Genomic DNA, 19,700 nt, shown 5'->3' on the forward strand with positions numbered 1-19,700 from the left:
ATTCTGCGCCTGCGGCGCCAGGAACTCAATCGCTCCGACGCCACCGCTGACCGTCACTCCGTCAACACGCAGTCGCTCATGACTACCTTGCCGTTGCGCTCAAGATAGGCATTGCGGTCTTTCGACCAAAAAGTGTATTTGCCGTCGCTGTATTTAGCGCCGGTCAACGCCAGCACCTGCTTGAGATGCAGCTGTTCGCCATCCATCAGCAGGCTGACTTCGCTCGCCTTGCCGTCGAGCGCCACCGTCAACGGCGTGGTGCCGCACTGGTAGTGCATCGTCTGGCTGCTCTGCGGCAGGATGTAGCTGCAGCCGGACAGCGCCAGCGCGCCGGCGACGAAAATGACTTTTTTCATGCTGTTGCTCCTTAGAAAAATCCTTCACAGGCTATCCTAACAGAGCTAGCGCCCCCCGAATGGCAAAACCGGATAAATCCCACCCAGCACCGTTTCACGGCTGGCGCCGGTCACCGAAGGCAGGTTGCCGGCCTGGCCGGACAGCGTGCGAAACGCCAGCCAGGCAAAGGCCAAGGCCTCCATATCGTCGCCGCTGACGCCGAAATCGTCGGTCAGCCCAACTTCCGTCCCCGGCAGCAGCGCCGACAGGCGCGCCATCAGCAGCGTGTTGCGCGCCCCGCCGCCGCAGACCAGCAGGCGCTCACACCCGCCGGCCAACTGCACCTGTTCGCTGATGCTGACGGCGGTCAGCTCCGTCAGCGTGGCCTGCACGTCGACCGGCGCAATCGCCGGTAATCCGGCCAGCTGACGCTCCAGCCAGGCGATGTTGAAATACTCGCGGCCGGTGCTTTTCGGCGCAGGCAGCGCGAAGTAAGGGTCCGCCAGCATCTGCTGCAACAGCGGCAAACAGACGCGCCCCTGCATAGCCCAGCCGCCGTCCTGATCGTAAGGTTGCGCGCGGTGGCGCCAGATCCAGGCGTCCATCAGCATGTTGCCTGGCCCGGTGTCAAAACCGCGCACCGGCGCACCGGGCAACAGCAGAGAGAGGTTGGCGATGCCGCCGATGTTCAGCACCATACGCCGCTCGACGGGATGCCCCAGCAGCGCCTGATGAAACGCCGGCACCAGCGGCGCGCCCTGCCCGCCGTAAGCCATGTCGCGCCGGCGGAAATCGCCGACGGTGGTGATATTGGTCAGTGCGGCGATGCGGTTGTTGTCGCCGAGCTGCATGGAGAAACGCGCGTCGCCTTCCGGTTCGTGCCATACCGTCTGGCCGTGGCAGCCGATGGCGGTGATATGATCCGCGTCGATACCGGTTTGCTTCAGCAGGCCGAGCACCGCCTCGCCAAACAGCGTGCCCAGCTGTGCGTCCAACCGGCCGACCGCGGCCAGCGTGGTTTGCTGCCCCTGGCACATCCCCAGGATCTCTTTTTTCAGCGCGATCGGCATCGGATGGCTATAGCTGGCCTGCTGCGCCACCATGCGATCGTCAATCGCGGCCAATACCACATCGATTCCGTCCAGACTGGTGCCGGACATGACGCCTATATAGCGGCCTGACTTCATAGCAACATCCTCTAACCCGCACGGTAAGCAAATTTTATCCTGACAAATAAACCAGAATTGACGAATTAACGCCATGAATTATGATGCTTTTTTTACGCGCCGTGAGCCAGGTGCGTCGCTGTGGCACATTTTATGTGTTAAACCGTGCGTTAACCGGCAACGGAATGTCGGTGAGGCTGTCATAAAGGTAAACCGCGGTTTATTATTGGTTGAACAGAGAAAAGTTAAGCTGCGTGCAGCGATGAGGCATGGCGCTGTATCAACTTTCAGCCATACTTTGTCTATCATTTTCACTGAATCTTGCCTGGTGAGCATTGCCAGGTTATGGACTACTACCATCAGGAGTTTTATATGATCAAGCGTCTTCTCGTCGTTGCCGTCGCCGCCGTTACGTTGGCTGGGTGTGCCAATGAATCCATGTCCGGCGATGTCTACTCGTCCTCGCAGGCCAAGCAGGTGCAGAACGTCACTTACGGGACGCTGGTTTCCGTGCGTCCGGTTAAAATTCAGGGCGGCGAAGGCTCCAACGCCTTGGGGATGATCGGCGGCGCGGTAATTGGTGGGCTGTTGGGCAACACCGTTGGCGGCGGCACCGGCCGTACGCTGGCTACCGCGGCGGGCGCTATCGCCGGCGGCGCGGCGGGCAACAGCATCGGTGAAGTGGCCGGTCGTACCTCAGGCTACGAGCTGGAAATCAAAACCGACCAGAAAGAGAACATCGTCGTGGTGCAGAAAGCAGGCGACACCAAGTTCAGCCCGGGTCAGCGCGTGCGCATGGCGCGCATGGGCGACACCATCACCGTCTCTCCGCTGTAAGTCAGCAGGCGGCACACGGCAAACCGGAGGCAATCGCCTCCGGTTTTATTTCTGATGCTGTGAAACTGTAATCGTAGAAAAATAAGAATATTATTATTTGTTCTGCAGTTCGGTGATATTTTGTTCTAACTTGCCAATCAGCCCTACCAACAGATGCACTTCGTCGGCGGTAATGCCGCTTAAAATCTCACTGCGCGTAGACGTGATCACACTGTCGACTTCCCTGATGATCGGATCGGCCGCTTCGGTCAGCTTGATGCGCTTCGCGCGGCGATCGTTGGCACAGGTGTGACGCGTGATAAGCCCCTTCTCCTCCAGTTGGTCCAGCGTGCGAACCAGTGACGGTTGCTCGATACCGATCGCCTTGGCCAGCTGGATTTGCGACTGCTCCGGCGGCAAGCGATTGATATTGTGCAACGTAACCCAATGCGTTTGGGTCAGCTCCAACGGCTTGAGCCGATGATCGATGAGCGCTCGCCAAACACGAACCAATCGTGCTAAATCTGAACCTAATGTTGACTCCACTTACCCCTCCTTATAATTAGCATGCTAACATTACCTCCCAGAGCTTAGACTATTTTGGGTAACTCACATTAAAAACACAAATGTATATAATGTATATTGTGGAAATAACCACTATTTTTAGCCGCTATTGTTTAATCGTTATGCAAATATTCAACATATTCACCCGTAGGGATTGTTAATGTGAATACATCATGGTTACACGCCTCATCGCCCTTACCCGATTTGGTCCTGGGGGCATCGCTTTATTTTCCACCCATATTTAAAGCTTTTTTGCTAGGACTGGTCTTATGGTTGCTGATTCATCAGCTGCTCAGGGACTGGATGTATTCCGGTGAAATCTGGCACCCCATGTTGATGGACCTGTCCATTTTCGTCCTGACCGTCAGCGGTTCCTTATGGATTTTAGCGAGTTGGTAACCCATGCAGCATAAAACATTAAAATACTTTTCTACGGTGATCGTCTGCGCCATTGCCGTCTGCGCCGGTTGGTGGCTCTGGAATTATTATATGCAATCCCCATGGACCCGTGACGGAAAAGTGCGCGCAGAACTCGTCAATATCACCCCTGAGGTTTCTGGAAGATTAGAGAAAATAAGTGCGAATGACAATCAATTCGTACCTGCGGGAAGTCTGATTTTTACCCTCGACCCGGTGCCTTATCAAATCGCGCTGGACAATGCCGAGGCCGCGGTGGCAAAAGCGCAATCGGATCTGGCCAAGGCGGACCACGAAGCCGCCCGACGCCGCGGGTTGCCGCGCAACGTTATTTCCGCTGAAGATTTGGATGAGTCCAATTTAGCCGCTCAGGCAATGAAGGCCGCCTATAAAGCCGCCCTGGCCAACCTGGAACAGGCCAAATGGAATTTGAGCAAAACTAAAATTTACGCGCCGACCGACGGTTATATCACCAATCTGCAGGCGCGGGTCGGGAACTACGCCAACGCCGGCACGCCTTTGGTCGCACTGGTGGATGTCCATTCGTTTTATGTACTCGGTTATTTCGAAGAAACCAAGCTGAAACATATAAAAGAAGGCAATAAAGCCGATATTGTCTTATATAACGGCAACACCCCGTTGCAGGGGGAAGTAGAGAGTATCGGCCGCGCCATTTACGATCAGAGCGTTGACAGCAACAACGATCTATTAATGGATGTTAAGCCCAATGTTCCCTGGGTGCGTTTGGCTCAGCGCGTGCCGGTGCGGATAAAATTGCTCAACGTGCCCGCCGATTTGACGCTGGTTGCCGGCACCACCTGCACCATTTCGATTCATCAGCGGAACTAAAGTGTGAACCTGCCCTTTCTGGAGTGGAGCCGTACCCCCTGGGGTAAGGCGACCGGCGGCCAATGGCGCTATGCGCTGCGCAACTCGCTGGCGATGTGTCTGGCACTGTGGGTGGCGTTCGTGCTCGAGCTCGACGAACCCTATTGGGCGCTCACCTCCGCTGCGGTGGTCAGCTTCCCCACCATCGGCGGCGTGATCAGCAAAAGCATCGGCCGCATCTTCGGCAGCCTGGTGGGCGCCGCCGCCTCGGTGGCGATCGCCGGCCACTGCCTGAACGATCCCTGGCTGTTCACGCTGTTCATCGCCGCCTGGATCGGGCTATGCACCTATATCTCCAACCATTATCAAAACAACGTTTCCTACGCGTTCGCGCTGGCAGGCTATACCGCCGCCATCATCGCCTTCGGTACGGTCAACGTCACCGATACCCAGCAGATCTTCGATATCGCCCAGGCGCGGGTTTGCGAAGTGATCACCGGCATTCTGTGCGGCGGGCTGATGATGATGATCCTGCCCAGCACCTCCGACGGCGAAGCCTTGCTGACTTCGCTGCGGCGCATGCAGCAGCGGCTGCTGGAGCACGCCGCCATGCTGTGGCAGCCGGAGGTCACCGCGCAGATGCGCACCTCGCACGAAGGGGTCATCGGCCAGATCCTGACCATGAACCTGCTGCGCATTCAGGCGTTTTGGAGCCACTACCGCCTGCGGCGGCAAAATAACCTGCTCAACTATCTGCTGCACCAGCAGCTGCGCATTACCAGCGTCATTTCCAGCCTGCGCCGCATGCTGCTGAACTGGCCGGATCGTCCCGCCAATCTGATGCCGGTGCTGACGCAACTGCTGGATGAATTGCGCGATCCCGCCACCGATAAATATCGCTTGGCGCGCCTGCTCCAGCAGATCGCCCCGCAAGATGCAGCGGACTACCGCCATCGCGCCTTCTGGCTGCGTTTGCGTGATTTCTGCTGGCTTTACCTGCGCTGCAACCGCTGGCTGCAGCGATTGGAAAGCGCCACGGCGGTCAGCGATCTCCAGCCGCCGCGCGTCACCTCGCTGGCGCGCCATACCGACAGCTACGAAGCCGCCTATAACGGCCTGCGCACCTTTTTATGCATCGTGATCGGCTGCGCCTACTGGATCAACACGCAGTGGGACGCCGGCAGCGCGGCGCTAACGCTCACCGCCATCAGCTGCGTGCTCTACTCCTCCACGCCTTCGCCGATCAACAGCGTCAGCACCTTGCTCAAGGCGGTGCTGCTGCTCTCGGTCGCCTGCTTCGTGGTGAAATTCGGTTTGATGATCCAGATTGACGATTTCTGGGTGTTCTGCGCCTTCCTGTTCCCGATCCTGGTGACCATGCAGATGCTCAAGCTGCAGAATCCGCCTTATGCCGCGCTTTGGGGGCAGTTGATCGTCTTTATGGGCTCATTTCTGACCGTCAGCAATCCGCCGAGCTATGACTACCAGTCCTTTATCAATGACAACATCGGTAAAATTGTCGGTGTGCTGCTGGCCGGGCTGGCGTTTCAGATCCTGCGCCCCAGCTCGGACAAGCGAAAGAGCCGCCGTATTATCCGCGCGCTGCGCCGCGACTTTATCGATCAGTTGAGCAAAAAGCCGCAGCAGAGCGAAAGCCAGTTTGAATCGCTGATCTACCATCGCATCAGCCAGCTCAATCAAAGTCAGGATCAGGAGGCGCGCACCTGGTTGCTGCGCTGGGGCGTGGTGCTGCTCAACTGCAGCCATATCGTCTGGCAGCTGCGCGACTGGCAAACCCGCTCAGATCCGCTGTCGGCGGTGCGCAACGTCTGTATCCACTGCCTGCGCGGCATCATGACGGAGAAAGGCGTACAGCACAGTTCGCTGGACGCCACGCTGCAAGAACTGCTGCGCATGAGCAACGCCCTGGCGCACCACCCGGAACAGGCGGCGCGCGATCTGGCCGGCCTGATTTGGCGGCTCTACTGCTCGCTGCAGCAATTGCAACAGGCCATTGGCCAGCCCGCCGCCACAGCGGCCGTCAGCGGCGGATGATCACTTGATCACGCCGCAGGCGAAGCGCTCACCACCCCCGCCGAGCGGCAGCGGATGATCCGAGTGATTATCGCCGCCGGCATGCACCATCAGCGCCTTGCCCTCAATTTCACTGATTTTTTTCAGCCGCGGCGCCAACACCGGATCGTTCGCCATGCCGTCGGCGGTCACATAGATGGCCGGCAAATCGCCCAGATGCCCGTCGGCATACGGCCCGAGGTGTTTCCCGGTTTTTTGCGGATCAAAATGCCCGCCGGCCGCCAGCGCCGCCACCGCCTTGCCGTCCTTCATGCCCGGCTCGCAGCTGCCTTTCTCATGCACATGGAAACCGTGCACCCCGGCCGGCAAGGCTTTCAGGCTCGGCGTGAACAGTAAGCCGTAAGGCGTTTCGCTGATGGCCACTTTGCCGATATCCTGACCGATGCCCTGCCCGGTCACCAAGTTCATCTCAACGTCGACCGTCGCCGCCTGAGCGGCCCCGCAGGCCATCAGGCCAAGCGCCGCATACCAATAACGTTTCATCAATCAGTCTCCTTAATGACTATATCGAGTTATCAGTATAGGAGAGCCAGCGCCAGCACTGTTAACCAACGCACAATCTCGCCAATTTGATTCGCGGGCCTAATATTTAGCACCAATAATAATTCTACCGATGTTGGTCCTCTGACCAGCTGTCGTTCGGCTAACGTTGTTTCCCTGTTTCCACCGCCGACGCGCGAGAGTTCACTTCCCGGCCAGGCGGCATACTTCATAAGGAACTGATATGGGCATCTTTAGCTATAAGGATCTGGACGAAAACGCGTCAAAGGCGCTGTTTTCCGACGCCTTGGCCATCTCTACCTACGCTTACCACAATATCGATAACGGCTTCGATGAAGGCTATCACCAGACCGGTTTCGGCCTCGGTCTGCCGCTGACGCTGATCACGGCGCTCATCGGCAGCACCCAGTCGCAGGGCGGCCTGCCCGGTCTTCCCTGGAACCCCGACTCCGAACAGGCCGCGCAGGACGCGGTGAACAATGCCGGCTGGTCAGTGATCGACGCCGCGCAATTGGGATACGCCGGCAAAACCGATGCGCGCGGCACCTACTACGGCGAAACCGCCGGTTACACCACCGCTCAGGCCGAGGTGCTGGGCAAATATGACAGCGAAGGCAATCTCACCGCCATTGGCATCTCATTTCGCGGTACCAGCGGCCCGCGCGAGTCGCTGATCGGCGATACCATCGGCGATGTGATTAACGATCTGTTGGCCGGGTTCGGGCCGAAAGGCTATGCCGACGGCTATACGCTGAAGGCCTTCGGCAATTTGCTGGGGGACGTGGCGAAATTCGCGCAGGCCCACGGGCTGAGCGGCGAAGACGTGGTGATCAGCGGCCACAGCCTCGGCGGGCTGGCGGTCAACAGCATGGCGGCGCAGAGCGACGCCAACTGGGGCGGCTTCTACGCGCAGTCCAACTATGTCGCCTTCGCCTCGCCGACCCAGTACGAAGCCGGCGGCAAGGTGATCAACATCGGCTATGAGAACGATCCGGTGTTTCGCGCGCTCGACGGCACCTCGCTGACCCTGCCGTCATTGGGCGTTCACGATGCGCCGCATACCTCCGCCACCAACAATATCGTCAACTTCAACGACCACTACGCGTCGGACGCCTGGAATCTGTTGCCGTTCTCCATTCTCAACATTCCGACCTGGCTATCCCACCTGCCGTTCTTCTATCAGGATGGCCTGATGCGGGTGCTGAACTCCGAGTTTTATTCGCTGACCGACAAAGACTCGACCATCATCGTCTCCAACTTGTCGAACGTCACGCGCGGCAGTACCTGGGTGGAAGATCTGAACCGCAACGCGGAAACGCACAGCGGGCCGACGTTTATCATCGGCAGCGACGGCAATGATTTGATCAGGGGCGGCAAAGGCAACGACTATCTCGAGGGCCGCGACGGTGACGATATCTTCCGCGACGCCGGCGGCTATAACCTGATCGCCGGCGGCAAAGGCCACAATATCTTCGATACCCAGCAGGCGTTGAAAAACACCGAGGTCGCCTACGACGGCAATACGCTTTACCTGCGCGACGCCAAGGGCGGCATTACGCTGGCGGACGACATCAGCACCCTGCGCAGCAAAGAAACCTCCTGGCTGATTTTCAGCAAAGAGGTGGATCATCAGGTGACCGCCGCCGGATTGAAATCGGATTCGGGCCTCAAAGCCTATGCGGCCGCCACCACCGGCGGCGACGGCGATGACGTCCTGCAGGCTCGCAGCCACGACGCCTGGCTGTTCGGCAACGCCGGCAACGACACGCTTATCGGCCATGCCGGCGGCAACCTGACCTTCGTCGGCGGCAGCGGCGATGACATCCTGAAGGGGGTCGGCAACGGCAATACCTTCCTGTTCAGCGGCGATTTCGGCCGCGACCAGCTGTATGGCTTCAACGCCACCGACAAACTGGTATTTATCGGCACCGAGGGCGCCAGCGGGAATATCCGCGACTATGCCACGCAGCAAAACGACGATCTGGTGCTGGCCTTCGGCCACAGCCAGGTCACGCTGATCGGCGTCTCGCTCGATCATTTCAACCCCGATCAGGTGGTGTTGGCCTAAAGACCGACGTAAAAAAAGCCGGGCGCTTTCGCCGCCCGGCTTTCCTCTTTCTACCCCGTCTCAGGGCACGTCATACCCCAACGCCGCCTTGCGAATGCGGAACCACTGCTGGCGGTTCAGCGCCAGTTTCTGCGCCTTCAACGCCGAACGCACCCGCTCGATCTTGCCGGAGCCGATAATCGGCAACGGCGAAGACGGCAGGCGCATCACCCAGGCGTAAACCACCTGTTCAATGGTCTCGGCGCCGATCTCTTGCGCCACCCGCAGCAGCTCGTCGCGCAGCGGCTGGAACTCGGCGTCGTTGAACAAGCGGCCGCCACCCAGGCAGGACCAGGCCATCGGTTTGATGCGCAGCTGCTGGCACTGGTCGAGCGTGCCGTCCAGGATCGCCGGTTGGTGAATCGGCGAAATTTCCACCTGATTGGTGACCAGAGAGAACGGCAGACGCGACTGCAGCAGTTGGAACTGCGCGGGCGTAAAGTTAGAGACGCCGAAATGGCGCACCTTGCCGCTTTTGTGCAGCGCGACAAAGGCTTCGGCCACGTCGTCAGCGTCCATCAACGGATCCGGGCGGTGGATCAGCAACAGGTCGAGGTAGTCGGTATGCAGATAGCGCAGCGAGTGTTCCGCGCTCTGTACGATATGATCGCGATCGGTGATGTAGTGGCCGATCGGGTTGCCGGGCTTGGCGGTGGTGGCGATGCCGCACTTGCTCACCAGCTCCAGCGACTGCCGCAACGCGGGCTTCAGGCGCAGCGCGTCGCCGAATGCCTGCTCGCAGGCATAACCACCGTAGATATCTGCGTGATCGACGGTGGTGACGCCCAGTTCGACATGCTGTTCGATAAACGTCAGCAGCTGCTGCGGCGACATGCCCCACTCCATCAACCGCCAGTAACCGCAAATCATGCGGGAAAATTCAGGCCCCTGCGGCGCGAGACGAATGCGTTCTACCATTGCGAAAACCTCATGATATTAGTTGTCAGCCAGCATACACAAGCCGGTGAGGCGCAGGGAAGCGCAAAGGCGCATGAACGTGCGGCAGATCAGGAAAGGGTCAAAACAGCGAAGGCTGTTCCGGCAGCGGCTCGTCGGGGGCTTTGTTGGCGCGCTGCAGGCGCAGGAAACGTTGGCGACACAGACGCAGCACTTCGCGCTTTTGCGCGTCGCTCATGCTCATCCAGCCGAACCGCTCCTCGCGGCTGCGCAGGCAGCCACGGCAGAAACCGCGATCGTCGGCCTGGCAAATGCCGCGACACGGGCTGGGGATGTCGAAAAATTCAAGCTGCTGTGCCACGGGCCCTCCTGCATTCTCCTGCTAATTGAAGACGTCATCGCCGCCGCTGGCAAGTCCCTTTTCGCCATTGCGGCGAAAATAGTCGCGCAAATAGCGCAGCGCCTGGCGGCTTTTCTCCGGCATAGTGCGTTCCAGCGTCAGCGCGTGCAGCCGCAGCGGCGCCGGCCGCCACTCCGGCAACAGCAGCAACAGCTCGCCGCGCTGCAGCTCGTCGCCAATTTCATACAGCGGCTGAACGGAAATGCCCAGGCCGGCGCGGGTAAAGGCGCGCATCACGTTCATGCTCTCGCTGACGATCTGCCCCTCCGCCAGCCGCAGCTTGACCTGCTGGCCGGATTGATGCAGCAAATCCAGATGGGCCCCGCTGTAGCCGCTGGAGATCCAGCGGTGCTGCACCAAATCCTGCGGCTTTTCCGGCACCCCATGCTGGCTGAGGTAACGCGGCGCCGCGCACAGCACCATCGGCCACGCCGTCAGCGGGTGAGCGATCATATTGGCGTCCGCCAGTTGACGATTGGCGCGCAGCGCAATGTCGACCCGCTGTTCTATCATGTCGACGATGCGATCGTCTGCCAGCACCCGCAGCGTCAGCTTGGGATGCGCCTGCAACAGCGGCGCCAGCGCCTCCGCCAACGAGCGGCCGCCGATGCCAACCGGAGTGGCGATGCGCAGCTCGCCCACCAGCGTGTCCCGCAGTTCCGCCAGCCGCTGCTCCGCCTGCTGCGCCTGTTGCAACATCGCCTCGCAGCCGGGATAAAACGCCGCCCCCGCCTCGGTCAACGCCAGACGGCGGGTGGAGCGGTGCAACAGCGGCACCCCGAGCGCCTTCTCCAGCGAGCGCATATGCTGACTGACCGCCGACGGCGTCATGCCCAGCCGCCGCGCCGCACCGGCCAACGATCCCTCCGCCACTACGGTGGCGAACACCGCCATTCGATTGAGTTTATCCACGATTATGAAGTTTTACTTAATCAAGAAAGCATGAATATGGCACTAATCACGGCTATTGTTAAGGACTAGAGTAGATCCCACGCAGCAGGCACATCGGCCTGCCTTACGATACTGACCCATCCCTGAAGGAGCATACAGATGAAAGTAGCCATTATTGGAGCAACCGGTTTTGTTGGCCGCCGTGTGGTGGATGAAGCGCTGGCTCGCGGCATTCAGGTAACGGCGATCGCCCGTCAGAAAAAAGATTTGCCGGACCACGCCAATCTGACCGTCGCGCTGGGCGACGTCGCCGATACCGCCTGGCTGGCGGGGCAATTGCACGGTCAGGATGCGGTGATCAGCGCCTACAATCCCGGCTGGGGCGAAGACAACCTGTATGAGAAGACTACGCGCGGCGCCCAGCAGATCCTTACCGCGGTCGAGCAGGCAGGCGTCAAGCGCCTGTTGGTGGTGGGCGGCGCAGGCAGCCTGGAAGTGGCGCCGGGCGTTGAACTGGTGGATACGCCGCAATTCCCGGAAAATATCCGCCCCGGCGCGCAGGCGGTGCGCGATCTGCGCAATAAACTGCGCAACGAATCAGCGCTCGACTGGACCTATCTCTCTCCGGCCGCCCTGCTGGAACCGGGCAAACGCACCGGCCAGTTCCGCCTCGGCACCACGCAGCTGCTGATGAACGGCGACGCGCCGGCCAGCATTTCGGTGGAAGATCTGGCGGTGGCTATCGTCGATGAGATTGAAAAACCTCAGTTTATTCGCGCCCAATTCACCGCCGCCTACTAATTCCCCTCACCGCCAGGCCACCGGCCTGGCGTTTTCCCGCGTTCGCCGCCGCCAGTATTCTGAATTTCTAAGGTTTTCTTAAGTTTCATCCGGTAGATTTCAAGGCATTATCTACTCTCAGGATCCAGATTTGGCAATGTGGTTACGTCAACGCTTACAGTGCAACAGCCTCGGTTTTATCCTCGCCACCGCCCTGTTCTTCACTCTGTTCCAAAACGCGTTATTCCTGCATCGCGCCTGGTCGTATATCACCTTCGATAGCGTCCACAGCGTGATATTCGCCGCCAGCATGCCGGTGGTGATCTTCTGTGCGCTGAATATTATCTTCAGCGTGTTGACCGTGCCCTACCTGCGCAAACCACTGATCGTCTTTTTCTTGCTCGGCAGCGCCGCAGCCAACTATTTCATGTACAGCTATGGCGTGGTGATCGACGGCAACATGATGCAAAACGCCTTTGAAACCAACACCCACGAAGCGACGGCGTTGCTGACGCCGCGCATGGGGCTGTGGCTGGCGCTGCTCGGCGTCCTGCCGGCGGCGGCGGTTTGCTTCACCCATATTCGCCAGACCCGCCCCTGGTGGTACATGGTTGGGCTGCGCGCCGCCAACGTCATGCTGTCATTGGTGGTGATCCTGATCATCGCCGCGCTGTTCTACAAAGACTACGCTTCGCTGATCCGCAACAATAAAAGCGTGGTGAAGATGTTGACGCCTTCCAACTTCGTCGCCGGCACCATCAAGTTTACCGAGCAGCGCTACTTCACGCGCAATCTGCCGCTGGTGAAGATCGGTGAAGACGCGCGCAAAGGGCCGCTGATCGCCGGACAGGCCAAGAAAACGCTGGTGATCCTGGTGGTGGGCGAAACCGCCCGCGCCGAAAACTTCTCTCTCGGGGGCTACGATCGCGAGACCAACCCGCGCCTCAAGCAGGACAACGTGGTCTATTTCAAGAACGCCAGCTCTTGCGGCACCGAAACGGCGATCTCCGTCCCCTGTATGTTCTCCAACATGCCGCGCAAAGCGTACGACGCAACTCAGGCGACGCACCAGGAAGGCATGCTCGACGTGCTGGCGCATGCCGGCGTCAACGTGCTGTGGCGCGATAACGACGGCGGCTGCAAAGGCGCCTGCGATCGGGTGCCGCACATCGACATGACCAAACTGAAACTGCCGCAGGACTGTGACGGCGAAGTTTGCATGGACAATGTGCTGTTGTACAAACTGAACGACTACATCAATAGCCTGAAAGACGACGGCGTGATCGTGTTGCACCAGATGGGCAGTCACGGCCCGGCTTATTACCGCCGCAGCACGCCGCAGTTCCAGACGTTTTCGCCGACCTGCAACAGCAATCAGATCCAGGATTGCAGCCATGAACAGCTGGTGAACACCTACGACAACTCGATCCTGTATACCGACGCGATGCTCGATGCCACCATCAAGCTGCTGCAGCAGTATGACGACCGGTTCAATACCGCGTTGGTCTACCTGTCCGATCACGGCGAATCGCTGGGAGAAAACGGCATGTATCTGCACGGCACGCCTTATGTCTTCGCGCCGAGCCAGCAAACTCACGTGCCATTCCTGATGTGGATGTCGGCCGACTATCAGCGCAATTTCGGCATCGATCGCCAGTGCCTGAGCGCGCTGGCGGAAAAGGACGACGTGTCGCAGGACAATCTGTTCCACACCCTGCTGGGCATGCTGAATGTGCAGACGCGTGAATATCAATCCCAGTTGGATATTCTGCAACGCTGCCGCAACGCGGCGTAAGCGCTTAACTTCCGCGTGCCGCTGAGGCACAATGCTTGAGACCAACCGGCGTTTTGTGCGCCGGTTTTTTTATTCCCATTGACCTAGACCAATCGGTCTATTATGCTCGGCGCCATGATGACCAAATCAACGCATTGCAACGTGGATACACGTGAACATCTGCTCGCCACCGGCGAAACCCTCAGCCTGCGCCTGGGCTTTACCGGCATGGGGCTGAGCGAACTGCTGGCCACGGCGGGCGTGCCGAAAGGATCGTTCTACCACTATTTCCGCTCGAAGGAAGCCTTCGGCGAAGCGATGCTGCAACGCTATTTCGCGCACTATGATGCGCAAATGCAAAAGCTGTTTGCCGACGAGCATACCGATGCCCGCCACCAGCTCTTGGGGTATTACGCCCAGGCCATCAGTTACCACTGCCGCAGCGAATGTCATAACGCCTGTCTGGCGGTGAAACTCTCCGCCGAGGTGAGCGACCTGTCGGAGCCGATGCGCCATGCGCTGGAAACCGGGACCGCCCGGGTGATCGGCCACCTGCAGGCGGCCATTGAGCGCGGCATCGCCGAGGGATCGCTGTCGGTAGCCATGAGCCCGGCGGCAACCGCAGAGACGCTGTATGCCCTGTGGCTCGGCGCCTCGCTGCGCGCCAAGATCCGGCGATCGTTGGCCCCGTTGACCAGCGCGCTGGAAAGCATCGAGTTGTTGCTGCGCCCGCCGCAGCCGTAACGCCACCGTCTTTTTTCGTGAAAATGCAGTTCGTGTTTTTTATCGCCCATAACTAGACGACCGGTCTATTAAATACAGGATGCACTATGAAGACTGAAAAATTGCTCTCTCCGCTGAAAGTTGGCGCAGTCACCCTGCCCAACCGCGTGTTTATGGCTCCGCTGACGCGTCTGCGCAGCATCGAACCGGGCGACATTCCCACGCCGCTGATGGCGGAGTATTATGCGCAGCGCGCCGGCGCCGGTCTGATCGTGACCGAAGCGACGCAGATTTCCTTCCAGGCGAAAGGCTACGCCGGTGCGCCGGGCCTGCATACCCCGGAGCAGATCGCCGCTTGGAAACACATCACGCAGGCGGTACACGACAAAAACGGCCACATCGCCGTGCAGCTGTGGCACGTAGGCCGCATCTCCCACACCAGCCTCCAGCCGGGCGGACAAGCGCCGGTCGCCCCTTCGGCGATCAACGCAGACACCCGCACCACCGTGCGTGACGAAACCGGCGCCTGGGTGCGCGTACCGACCTCTACGCCGCGCGCGCTGGAAACCAGCGAGATCCCGGGCATCGTCAACGATTTCCGCCAGGCGACCGCCAACGCGCGTGAAGCCGGCTTCGACTTTATCGAGCTGCATGCGGCTCACGGCTATCTGCTGCACCAGTTCATGTCTCCGGCGTCTAACCAGCGTACCGATCAATACGGCGGCAGCATCGAGAATCGCACCCGCCTGACGCTGGAAGTGGTCGACGCCGCCATCGCAGAATGGGGCTCCGAGCACATCGGCATCCGCATCTCGCCGCTGGGGCCGTTCAACGGCCTGGACAACGGTGAAGATCAGGAAGAAGCGGCGCTGTACCTGGTGGAAGAGCTGAACAAACGCAACATCGCCTATCTGCACATCTCCGAACCGGACTGGGCCGGCGGCAAACCGTATTCCGACGCCTTCCGTGACTCGGTGCGCGCCCACTTTAAAGGGGTGATCGTCGGCGCCGGCGCCTACACCGCTGAAAAAGCCGAAGCGTTGATCGAAAAAGGCTTCATCGACGCGGTGGCCTTTGGCCGTAGCTACATCGCCAATCCGGATTTGGTCGAGCGTTTCCGTCAACACGCCCCGCTCAACGAACCTAAGCCGGAAACCTTCTACGGCGGTGGCGCCGAAGGTTATACCGACTATCCGTTTCTGACGAAGTAACCCGTCCTGACCCTAAACGGCCACGCAACCGCCTGGCCGTTTTTTTATGCACGCAAAAAGGCCCGCACAAGGCGGGCCGACGTTCCCTGGTGTTGTTATCTGCTACAGGTCAATTTCTACACGGTTACGCGCGGAATTGATAATTGATTGTGCAGATCAATTACTTCGTATCGATCGGTACACTCGATCAATATTTAAACACCCATGGCGAGGGGGCAAAAAGTGACATCGTCACTAACTCGTCACGTTGAATTCCCTTGCGGGACAAGGCTATACTCGCTTGTGCTTCAATCCACCCGCCGTCTGCCACGGCACAGTCAATTCAGAGGAATTATGCGCTTACTCCATACCATGATCCGCGTCGGTGATCTGCAACGCTCCATCGACTTCTACACCAAGGTATTAGGCATGCGCCTGCTGCGCACCAGCGAAAACCCGGAGTACAAATACTCGCTGGCTTTTGTCGGCTATACGGAAGAGAGCGAAGGCGCGGTTATCGAACTGACCTATAACTGGGGCACCGACAGCTACGACATGGGCACCGCCTTCGGCCACCTGGCGCTGGGCGTGGACGACGTCGCCGCCACCTGCGACAACATCCGCCGCGCCGGCGGCAACGTCACCCGTGAGGCCGGCCCGGTGAAAGGCGGCACCACGGTGATCGCGTTCGTTGAAGATCCGGACGGTTATAAAATCGAGCTGATCGAAAACAAACACGCCGGCCAAGGCCTCGGCCACTAAGCCTCTCTCGGGGCGCGCCTGCGCCCCGCTGATTCTCCGCGCGATAGCGCCTGCAACCGGGCGCAAAATTTGCCATAATGCGCGCTGCATTCGATGAAGATAAGAAACTGATGGCCGAAAAAAGTGATCTTAACGCCCTGAGTGGTCGTTTTCGTGGGTTTTATCCCGTAGTAATAGATGTTGAAACCGCCGGCTTCAACGCCAATACCGATGCGCTGCTGGAAATCGCCGCCGTGACGCTGAAAATGGATGAAGACGGCTGGCTGCAGCGCGACGAAACCCTGCACTTCCACGTGGAGCCTTTCGAGGGCGCCAACCTGCAACCGGAAGCGCTGGCGTTTAACGGCATCGATCCGCACAACCCGCTGCGCGGTGCGGTCAGCGAATACGACGCGCTGCACGCCATTTTCAAAGCGGTGCGCAAAGGGCTCAAGGATCGCGGTTGCAACCGGGCCATTATCGTCGCGCACAACGCCAACTTCGATCACAGCTTCCTGATGGCCGCGGCCGAACGCGCCGGTTTGAAGCGTAATCCGTTCCATCCGTTCGCCACCTTCGACACCGCTGCGCTGAGCGGCCTGGTGCTGGGGCAAACGGTGCTGGCCAAAGCCTGCATCGCCGCCGGCATGCCGTTCGACAGCAGCCAGGCGCACTCCGCGCTGTACGACACCGAACAAACCGCCCTGCTGTTTTGTGAGCTGGTTAACCGCTGGAAGCGTCTCGGCGGCTGGCCGCTGCCCGCCGGCGATCTCGCCGAATAGGCCCAATAAAAAAGGCGGCCCAGTTTGCACTGGCGCCGCCCGTTACGCGATAACCGCAAGTCTGTCGATTAAGACTGCTGGTCTTCCTGCGCTTTATACTTTTCTGCCGTTTCTTTGATCAGCTGCTGCAATTCGCCGCGCTGATACATTTCGATGATGATATCGCAACCGCCGACCAGCTCACCGTCTACCCACAGCTGCGGGAAAGTCGGCCAGTTGGCGTATTTTGGCAACTCGGCGCGGATGTCCGGGTTTTGCAGAATATCCACATAGGCGAAACGCTCACCGCAGGCGGACAGCGCTTGCACAGCCTGCGCGGAGAAGCCGCAGCTCGGCAGCTTTGGCGAACCCTTCATGTACAGCAGAATCGGGTTTTCAGCGATCTGGTGCTGAATTTTTTCAAGTGTCGTCGTCATTTATTGCTTCCTCAAGCCACATTTCATGGCTACAACATGCATCACGCGGGCTATTGTAGCGGCTGGAACAGTCGCAAGAAAACGCCATCTTTTGCAAGGATATTCGCCCGCCGCCGATCGCGTTTCACCGGCCACGTCATTCCGGTCAAAACATACGTTGAGAATAACATTTTTAATCCGACCATTTCACTAATATATTGCGCCGCGATGACGGCGCGGCTTAATTATATCCGCTACCGCCGCCTGGCGCTTTTTTATACATCAACAGGCTGATTTTAAACCAAAAAAAATGTCATTAACGTTTTCTCACAATATGGATTATTATTTATGAGTTCTTCGCTGTTTTATATGGCGAAATTCGGGAATACTGTAACTCTTTCGATATCCGTTTCGGGGCCAAGGTTGGTGACGTCGACATGCGTTTAATTCTTACGCTCTTTGCGCTGCTGTTTACGCAGCTCTTCTTCAATTTGGCGCACGCTGCGCCACAGGCGCGTGTTGCCGCCGAGCAGCGTAAAAGCCATGCCAATGAAGCGCGGCCCGATGACCGCAGAAAAAAGAAAGCGGATAAAGCCGCCAAAAAAGCCAAAGTGACGGCCCCCGAGAAAAAAACCAAGACCGCCAAGGTCAAAAGCGAGAAAAGCGCGAAAAAGATCGTCAGCGCCAAACCCAAGGTCAAAGCGCAGAAAACCGCCAAAATTAAAGTCACCCCGCCGAAAAAGGGCTACAAAAAAGGCTATGGCCGCCACCGCGAAGCCGGTATGGCCACCGCCAAGCTGGCGCGTGATGAAAAACCATTGAAACTCAGCCCAGCGCACAAAAAGCGTTACCAGCACGCCAAGCAGACCGCGATGGCCAAGCTGATGGATCAGATGGGCAAGCCTTACCGCTGGGGCGGCAGCTCGCCGCGCACCGGCTTTGACTGCAGCGGCCTCATCTATTACGCCTATAAAGACGTGGTGAAAATCAAGATGCCGCGCACCGCCAACGAAATGTATCACCTGCGCGACGCGGCGCCGATCAAGAAAAGCGAACTGGAAAGCGGCGATCTGGTGTTCTTCCGCATTAACAACCGCGGCGTGGCGGATCATGTCGGCGTCTACCTCGGCAACGGCAAATTCATCCAGTCGCCGCGCACCGGCGAAGAGATCCGCATCAGCCAGCTTGATAACGACTATTGGCAGAACCACTACATCGGCGCTCGCCGCGTAGTGACGCCGAAAACCATCCGTTAATTCCCTGCTCTGCGCGGTTGCGGCCTCGGTCGCAACCGCCTGTTCAAGCTATCGCCTATCGCACCTCCCCACGCGCATTTCTGGCTTTTCTTCCTGTTTTTTATGATGAAAATTGTTAAGATTGAATGACCACAATAAAAAACGGCCCATATGACTCTCGCCCCGGCGGGAAGCGAATGGCGCTGTAAAGGAGGAAGCAATGTCGTTTGAATTACCTGCATTACCGTATGAGAAAAACGCGCTCGAGCCGCACATCTCCGCCGAGACCCTGGAATACCACTACGGCAAGCACCACAACACCTACGTGGTTAACCTGAACAACCTGGTGAAAGGCAGCGAGTTCGAGGGCAAATCGCTCGAAGAGATCATCAAGACCTCTAACGGCGGCGTGTTCAACAACGCCGCGCAGGTGTGGAACCACACCTTCTACTGGCACTGCCTGTCACCACAGGGCGGCGGTGAACCGCAGGGCGAACTGGCGGCGGCGATCGTCAAATCCTTCGGCTCTTTCGCTGCGTTCAAAGAGCAGTTCACCGATGCCGCCGTGAAAAACTTCGGCGCCGGCTGGACCTGGCTGGTGAAAAAACCGGACGGCGCGCTGGCGATCGTCAACACCTCCAACGCGGCCACCCCGCTGACCGGTGAAGACAAACCGCTGCTGACCGTTGACGTGTGGGAACACGCGTATTACATCGATTACCGCAATGCGCGTCCAAAATACCTGGAAAACTTCTGGGCGTTGGTCAATTGGACCTTCGCAGCGGAAAACCTGGCGTAAGCGCAGGCCTTGCCTAAGTGATGAGGCGCAGCTTGGCTGCGCCTTTTTTAAAACTGGCGGGAAATCAGTTCAACGCGGCGACAAAGCTGAAAGCGATGATCATCGCCAATGCGCAAACGGTGGTGAACAGCGACATCTTCAGATCGGTATCCATGACAACTCCTTTAAAATGGGCTTTCCTAAGGATAAAAGGCGCACAATTAGTACGTCAAATCATTTTCCCACAGTTCGCCGATAAAATCTTGTTATCATTTCCCGGTTTAT

Annotated in this window: 22 protein-coding genes; 13 read left to right on the forward strand and 9 right to left on the reverse strand. The window is 58.7% G+C overall.

Going from position 1 to position 19,700, the window contains the following annotated elements:
• Nucleotides 1–53: 53 nt before the first annotated feature.
• Together ACUTQY_RS16800 and anmK are read right to left on the reverse strand one after the other, a co-directional pair.
• The gene (locus tag ACUTQY_RS16800) at nt 54–356 is read right to left on the reverse strand and encodes an MliC family protein (protein ID WP_004931294.1); all 303 of its coding nucleotides are present in this window, start codon (nt 354–356) and stop codon (nt 54–56) included.
• Nucleotides 357–401: 45 nt separating this feature from the next.
• Nucleotides 402–1,523, reverse strand: a complete 1,122-nt coding sequence (anmK, locus tag ACUTQY_RS16805; protein ID WP_046686968.1) for an anhydro-N-acetylmuramic acid kinase — start codon at nt 1,521–1,523, stop codon at nt 402–404.
• Nucleotides 1,524–1,874: 351 nt separating this feature from the next.
• Between anmK and ACUTQY_RS16810 the strand changes: the two genes are divergently transcribed.
• A complete protein-coding gene (locus ACUTQY_RS16810) occupies nt 1,875–2,339 on the forward strand; it encodes an outer membrane lipoprotein (protein WP_025159710.1) in 465 nt (154 codons plus the stop codon).
• Between the two features lie 93 nt (nt 2,340–2,432).
• On the opposite strand, the gene slyA is transcribed toward ACUTQY_RS16810, so the two are convergent.
• Nucleotides 2,433–2,864 carry a transcriptional regulator SlyA gene (gene slyA / locus ACUTQY_RS16815; RefSeq protein ID WP_004931301.1) on the reverse strand — a complete coding sequence of 144 codons (432 nt, stop codon included), beginning with the start codon at nt 2,862–2,864 and terminating at the stop codon, nt 2,433–2,435.
• 180 nt (nt 2,865–3,044) lie between these two features.
• Here slyA and ACUTQY_RS16820 point away from each other — a divergent pair, with 180 nt between their 5' ends.
• Genes ACUTQY_RS16820 through ACUTQY_RS16830 form a run of 3 tightly spaced genes read left to right on the forward strand, consistent with a single transcriptional unit; the run spans nt 3,045 to nt 6,182 of the window.
• Nucleotides 3,045–3,281, forward strand: coding sequence for a DUF1656 domain-containing protein (locus tag ACUTQY_RS16820; protein ID WP_025159708.1), 237 nt, complete (start codon nt 3,045–3,047; stop codon nt 3,279–3,281).
• A 3-nt stretch (nt 3,282–3,284) separates the two neighbouring features.
• The gene (locus ACUTQY_RS16825) at nt 3,285–4,148 is read left to right on the forward strand and encodes an efflux RND transporter periplasmic adaptor subunit (protein ID WP_015377735.1); all 864 of its coding nucleotides are present in this window, start codon (nt 3,285–3,287) and stop codon (nt 4,146–4,148) included.
• A gap of 3 nt (nt 4,149–4,151) precedes the next feature.
• Nucleotides 4,152–6,182 carry an FUSC family protein gene (locus ACUTQY_RS16830; protein ID WP_033642928.1) on the forward strand — a complete coding sequence of 677 codons (2,031 nt, stop codon included), beginning with the start codon at nt 4,152–4,154 and terminating at the stop codon, nt 6,180–6,182.
• Here ACUTQY_RS16830 and sodC read toward each other — a convergent pair whose 3' ends face one another.
• A complete protein-coding gene (gene sodC, locus ACUTQY_RS16835) occupies nt 6,183–6,704 on the reverse strand; it encodes a superoxide dismutase family protein (protein ID WP_033642927.1) in 522 nt (173 codons plus the stop codon).
• A 241-nt stretch (nt 6,705–6,945) separates the two neighbouring features.
• Here sodC and ACUTQY_RS16840 point away from each other — a divergent pair, with 241 nt between their 5' ends.
• Complete coding sequence (locus tag ACUTQY_RS16840; RefSeq protein WP_033642926.1) at nt 6,946–8,790, forward strand: polyurethane esterase; 1,845 nt, start codon at nt 6,946–6,948, stop codon at nt 8,788–8,790.
• 60 nt (nt 8,791–8,850) lie between these two features.
• Here the strand turns inward: ACUTQY_RS16840 and ACUTQY_RS16845 are convergent, their stop codons facing one another.
• From ACUTQY_RS16845 to ACUTQY_RS16855, 3 genes are all read right to left on the reverse strand, one after another.
• Entirely contained in the window at nt 8,851–9,747 is an 897-nt protein-coding gene (locus ACUTQY_RS16845; protein WP_046686967.1) for an aldo/keto reductase, read from the reverse strand.
• Nucleotides 9,748–9,847: 100 nt separating this feature from the next.
• A complete protein-coding gene (locus ACUTQY_RS16850) occupies nt 9,848–10,087 on the reverse strand; it encodes a DUF1289 domain-containing protein (RefSeq protein WP_019455980.1) in 240 nt (79 codons plus the stop codon).
• Nucleotides 10,088–10,108: 21 nt separating this feature from the next.
• Nucleotides 10,109–11,038, reverse strand: coding sequence for a LysR substrate-binding domain-containing protein (locus tag ACUTQY_RS16855; RefSeq protein WP_187174031.1), 930 nt, complete (start codon nt 11,036–11,038; stop codon nt 10,109–10,111).
• Between the two features lie 138 nt (nt 11,039–11,176).
• On the opposite strand from ACUTQY_RS16855, the gene ACUTQY_RS16860 reads away from it, so the two are divergent.
• The 6 genes from ACUTQY_RS16860 (at nt 11,177) to rnt (ending at nt 17,007) form a co-directional block, all read left to right on the forward strand.
• Complete coding sequence (locus tag ACUTQY_RS16860; protein ID WP_046686966.1) at nt 11,177–11,818, forward strand: NAD(P)-dependent oxidoreductase; 642 nt, start codon at nt 11,177–11,179, stop codon at nt 11,816–11,818.
• A gap of 136 nt (nt 11,819–11,954) precedes the next feature.
• Entirely contained in the window at nt 11,955–13,592 is a 1,638-nt protein-coding gene (eptA, locus tag ACUTQY_RS16865; RefSeq protein ID WP_046898485.1) for a phosphoethanolamine transferase EptA, read from the forward strand.
• A 102-nt stretch (nt 13,593–13,694) separates the two neighbouring features.
• A complete protein-coding gene (locus tag ACUTQY_RS16870) occupies nt 13,695–14,315 on the forward strand; it encodes a TetR/AcrR family transcriptional regulator (RefSeq protein WP_033642921.1) in 621 nt (206 codons plus the stop codon).
• An 86-nt stretch (nt 14,316–14,401) separates the two neighbouring features.
• On the forward strand, nt 14,402–15,505 hold the full coding sequence (locus ACUTQY_RS16875; protein ID WP_033642920.1) for an alkene reductase: 1,104 nt from the start codon (nt 14,402–14,404) through the stop codon (nt 15,503–15,505).
• 333 nt (nt 15,506–15,838) lie between these two features.
• Nucleotides 15,839–16,246 (forward strand): lactoylglutathione lyase, encoded by a 408-nt coding sequence (gene gloA, locus ACUTQY_RS16880; RefSeq protein ID WP_033652600.1) that lies wholly within the window; start codon nt 15,839–15,841, stop codon nt 16,244–16,246.
• A 77-nt stretch (nt 16,247–16,323) separates the two neighbouring features.
• A complete protein-coding gene (rnt, locus tag ACUTQY_RS16885; protein ID WP_016927925.1) occupies nt 16,324–17,007 on the forward strand; it encodes a ribonuclease T in 684 nt (227 codons plus the stop codon).
• 68 nt (nt 17,008–17,075) lie between these two features.
• Here rnt and ACUTQY_RS16890 read toward each other — a convergent pair whose 3' ends face one another.
• On the reverse strand, nt 17,076–17,423 hold the full coding sequence (locus tag ACUTQY_RS16890) for a Grx4 family monothiol glutaredoxin (RefSeq protein WP_004931329.1): 348 nt from the start codon (nt 17,421–17,423) through the stop codon (nt 17,076–17,078).
• A 416-nt stretch (nt 17,424–17,839) separates the two neighbouring features.
• Between ACUTQY_RS16890 and ACUTQY_RS16895 the strand changes: the two genes are divergently transcribed.
• Entirely contained in the window at nt 17,840–18,658 is an 819-nt protein-coding gene (locus ACUTQY_RS16895; RefSeq protein ID WP_046686964.1) for a C40 family peptidase, read from the forward strand.
• A 199-nt stretch (nt 18,659–18,857) separates the two neighbouring features.
• Nucleotides 18,858–19,436 (forward strand): superoxide dismutase [Fe], encoded by a 579-nt coding sequence (sodB, locus tag ACUTQY_RS16900; protein ID WP_004931333.1) that lies wholly within the window; start codon nt 18,858–18,860, stop codon nt 19,434–19,436.
• Nucleotides 19,437–19,500: 64 nt separating this feature from the next.
• Here sodB and cydH read toward each other — a convergent pair whose 3' ends face one another.
• Nucleotides 19,501–19,590: a cytochrome bd-I oxidase subunit CydH gene (gene cydH / locus ACUTQY_RS16905; protein ID WP_094143265.1), complete on the reverse strand. Its 90-nt coding sequence runs from the start codon at nt 19,588–19,590 to the stop codon at nt 19,501–19,503.
• Nucleotides 19,591–19,700: the final 110 nt, after the last annotated feature.

This window comes from Serratia sp. TSA_130.1 (assembly GCF_052691795.1).

Bases quoted from the DNA above. Each gene is read 5' to 3' on its own strand.
- ACUTQY_RS16860 (WP_046686966.1), top strand. From the start codon at position 11,177: ATGAAAGTAGCCATTATTGGAGCAACCGGTTTTGTTGGCCGCCGTGTG.
- cydH (WP_094143265.1), bottom strand. From the start codon at position 19,590: ATGGATACCGATCTGAAGATGTCGCTGTTCACCACCGTTTGCGCATTG.
- anmK (WP_046686968.1), bottom strand. From the start codon at position 1,523: ATGAAGTCAGGCCGCTATATAGGCGTCATGTCCGGCACCAGTCTGGAC.
- ACUTQY_RS16800 (WP_004931294.1), bottom strand. From the start codon at position 356: ATGAAAAAAGTCATTTTCGTCGCCGGCGCGCTGGCGCTGTCCGGCTGC.
- rnt (WP_016927925.1), top strand. From the start codon at position 16,324: ATGCGCGCTGCATTCGATGAAGATAAGAAACTGATGGCCGAAAAAAGT.
- ACUTQY_RS16875 (WP_033642920.1), top strand. From the start codon at position 14,402: ATGAAGACTGAAAAATTGCTCTCTCCGCTGAAAGTTGGCGCAGTCACC.
- ACUTQY_RS16840 (WP_033642926.1), top strand. From the start codon at position 6,946: ATGGGCATCTTTAGCTATAAGGATCTGGACGAAAACGCGTCAAAGGCG.
- ACUTQY_RS16825 (WP_015377735.1), top strand. From the start codon at position 3,285: ATGCAGCATAAAACATTAAAATACTTTTCTACGGTGATCGTCTGCGCC.
- ACUTQY_RS16890 (WP_004931329.1), bottom strand. From the start codon at position 17,423: ATGACGACGACACTTGAAAAAATTCAGCACCAGATCGCTGAAAACCCG.
- eptA (WP_046898485.1), top strand. From the start codon at position 11,955: ATGTGGTTACGTCAACGCTTACAGTGCAACAGCCTCGGTTTTATCCTC.
- ACUTQY_RS16870 (WP_033642921.1), top strand. From the start codon at position 13,695: ATGCTCGGCGCCATGATGACCAAATCAACGCATTGCAACGTGGATACA.
- ACUTQY_RS16895 (WP_046686964.1), top strand. From the start codon at position 17,840: ATGCGTTTAATTCTTACGCTCTTTGCGCTGCTGTTTACGCAGCTCTTC.
- sodC (WP_033642927.1), bottom strand. From the start codon at position 6,704: ATGAAACGTTATTGGTATGCGGCGCTTGGCCTGATGGCCTGCGGGGCC.
- sodB (WP_004931333.1), top strand. From the start codon at position 18,858: ATGTCGTTTGAATTACCTGCATTACCGTATGAGAAAAACGCGCTCGAG.
- ACUTQY_RS16845 (WP_046686967.1), bottom strand. From the start codon at position 9,747: ATGGTAGAACGCATTCGTCTCGCGCCGCAGGGGCCTGAATTTTCCCGC.
- ACUTQY_RS16810 (WP_025159710.1), top strand. From the start codon at position 1,875: ATGATCAAGCGTCTTCTCGTCGTTGCCGTCGCCGCCGTTACGTTGGCT.
- gloA (WP_033652600.1), top strand. From the start codon at position 15,839: ATGCGCTTACTCCATACCATGATCCGCGTCGGTGATCTGCAACGCTCC.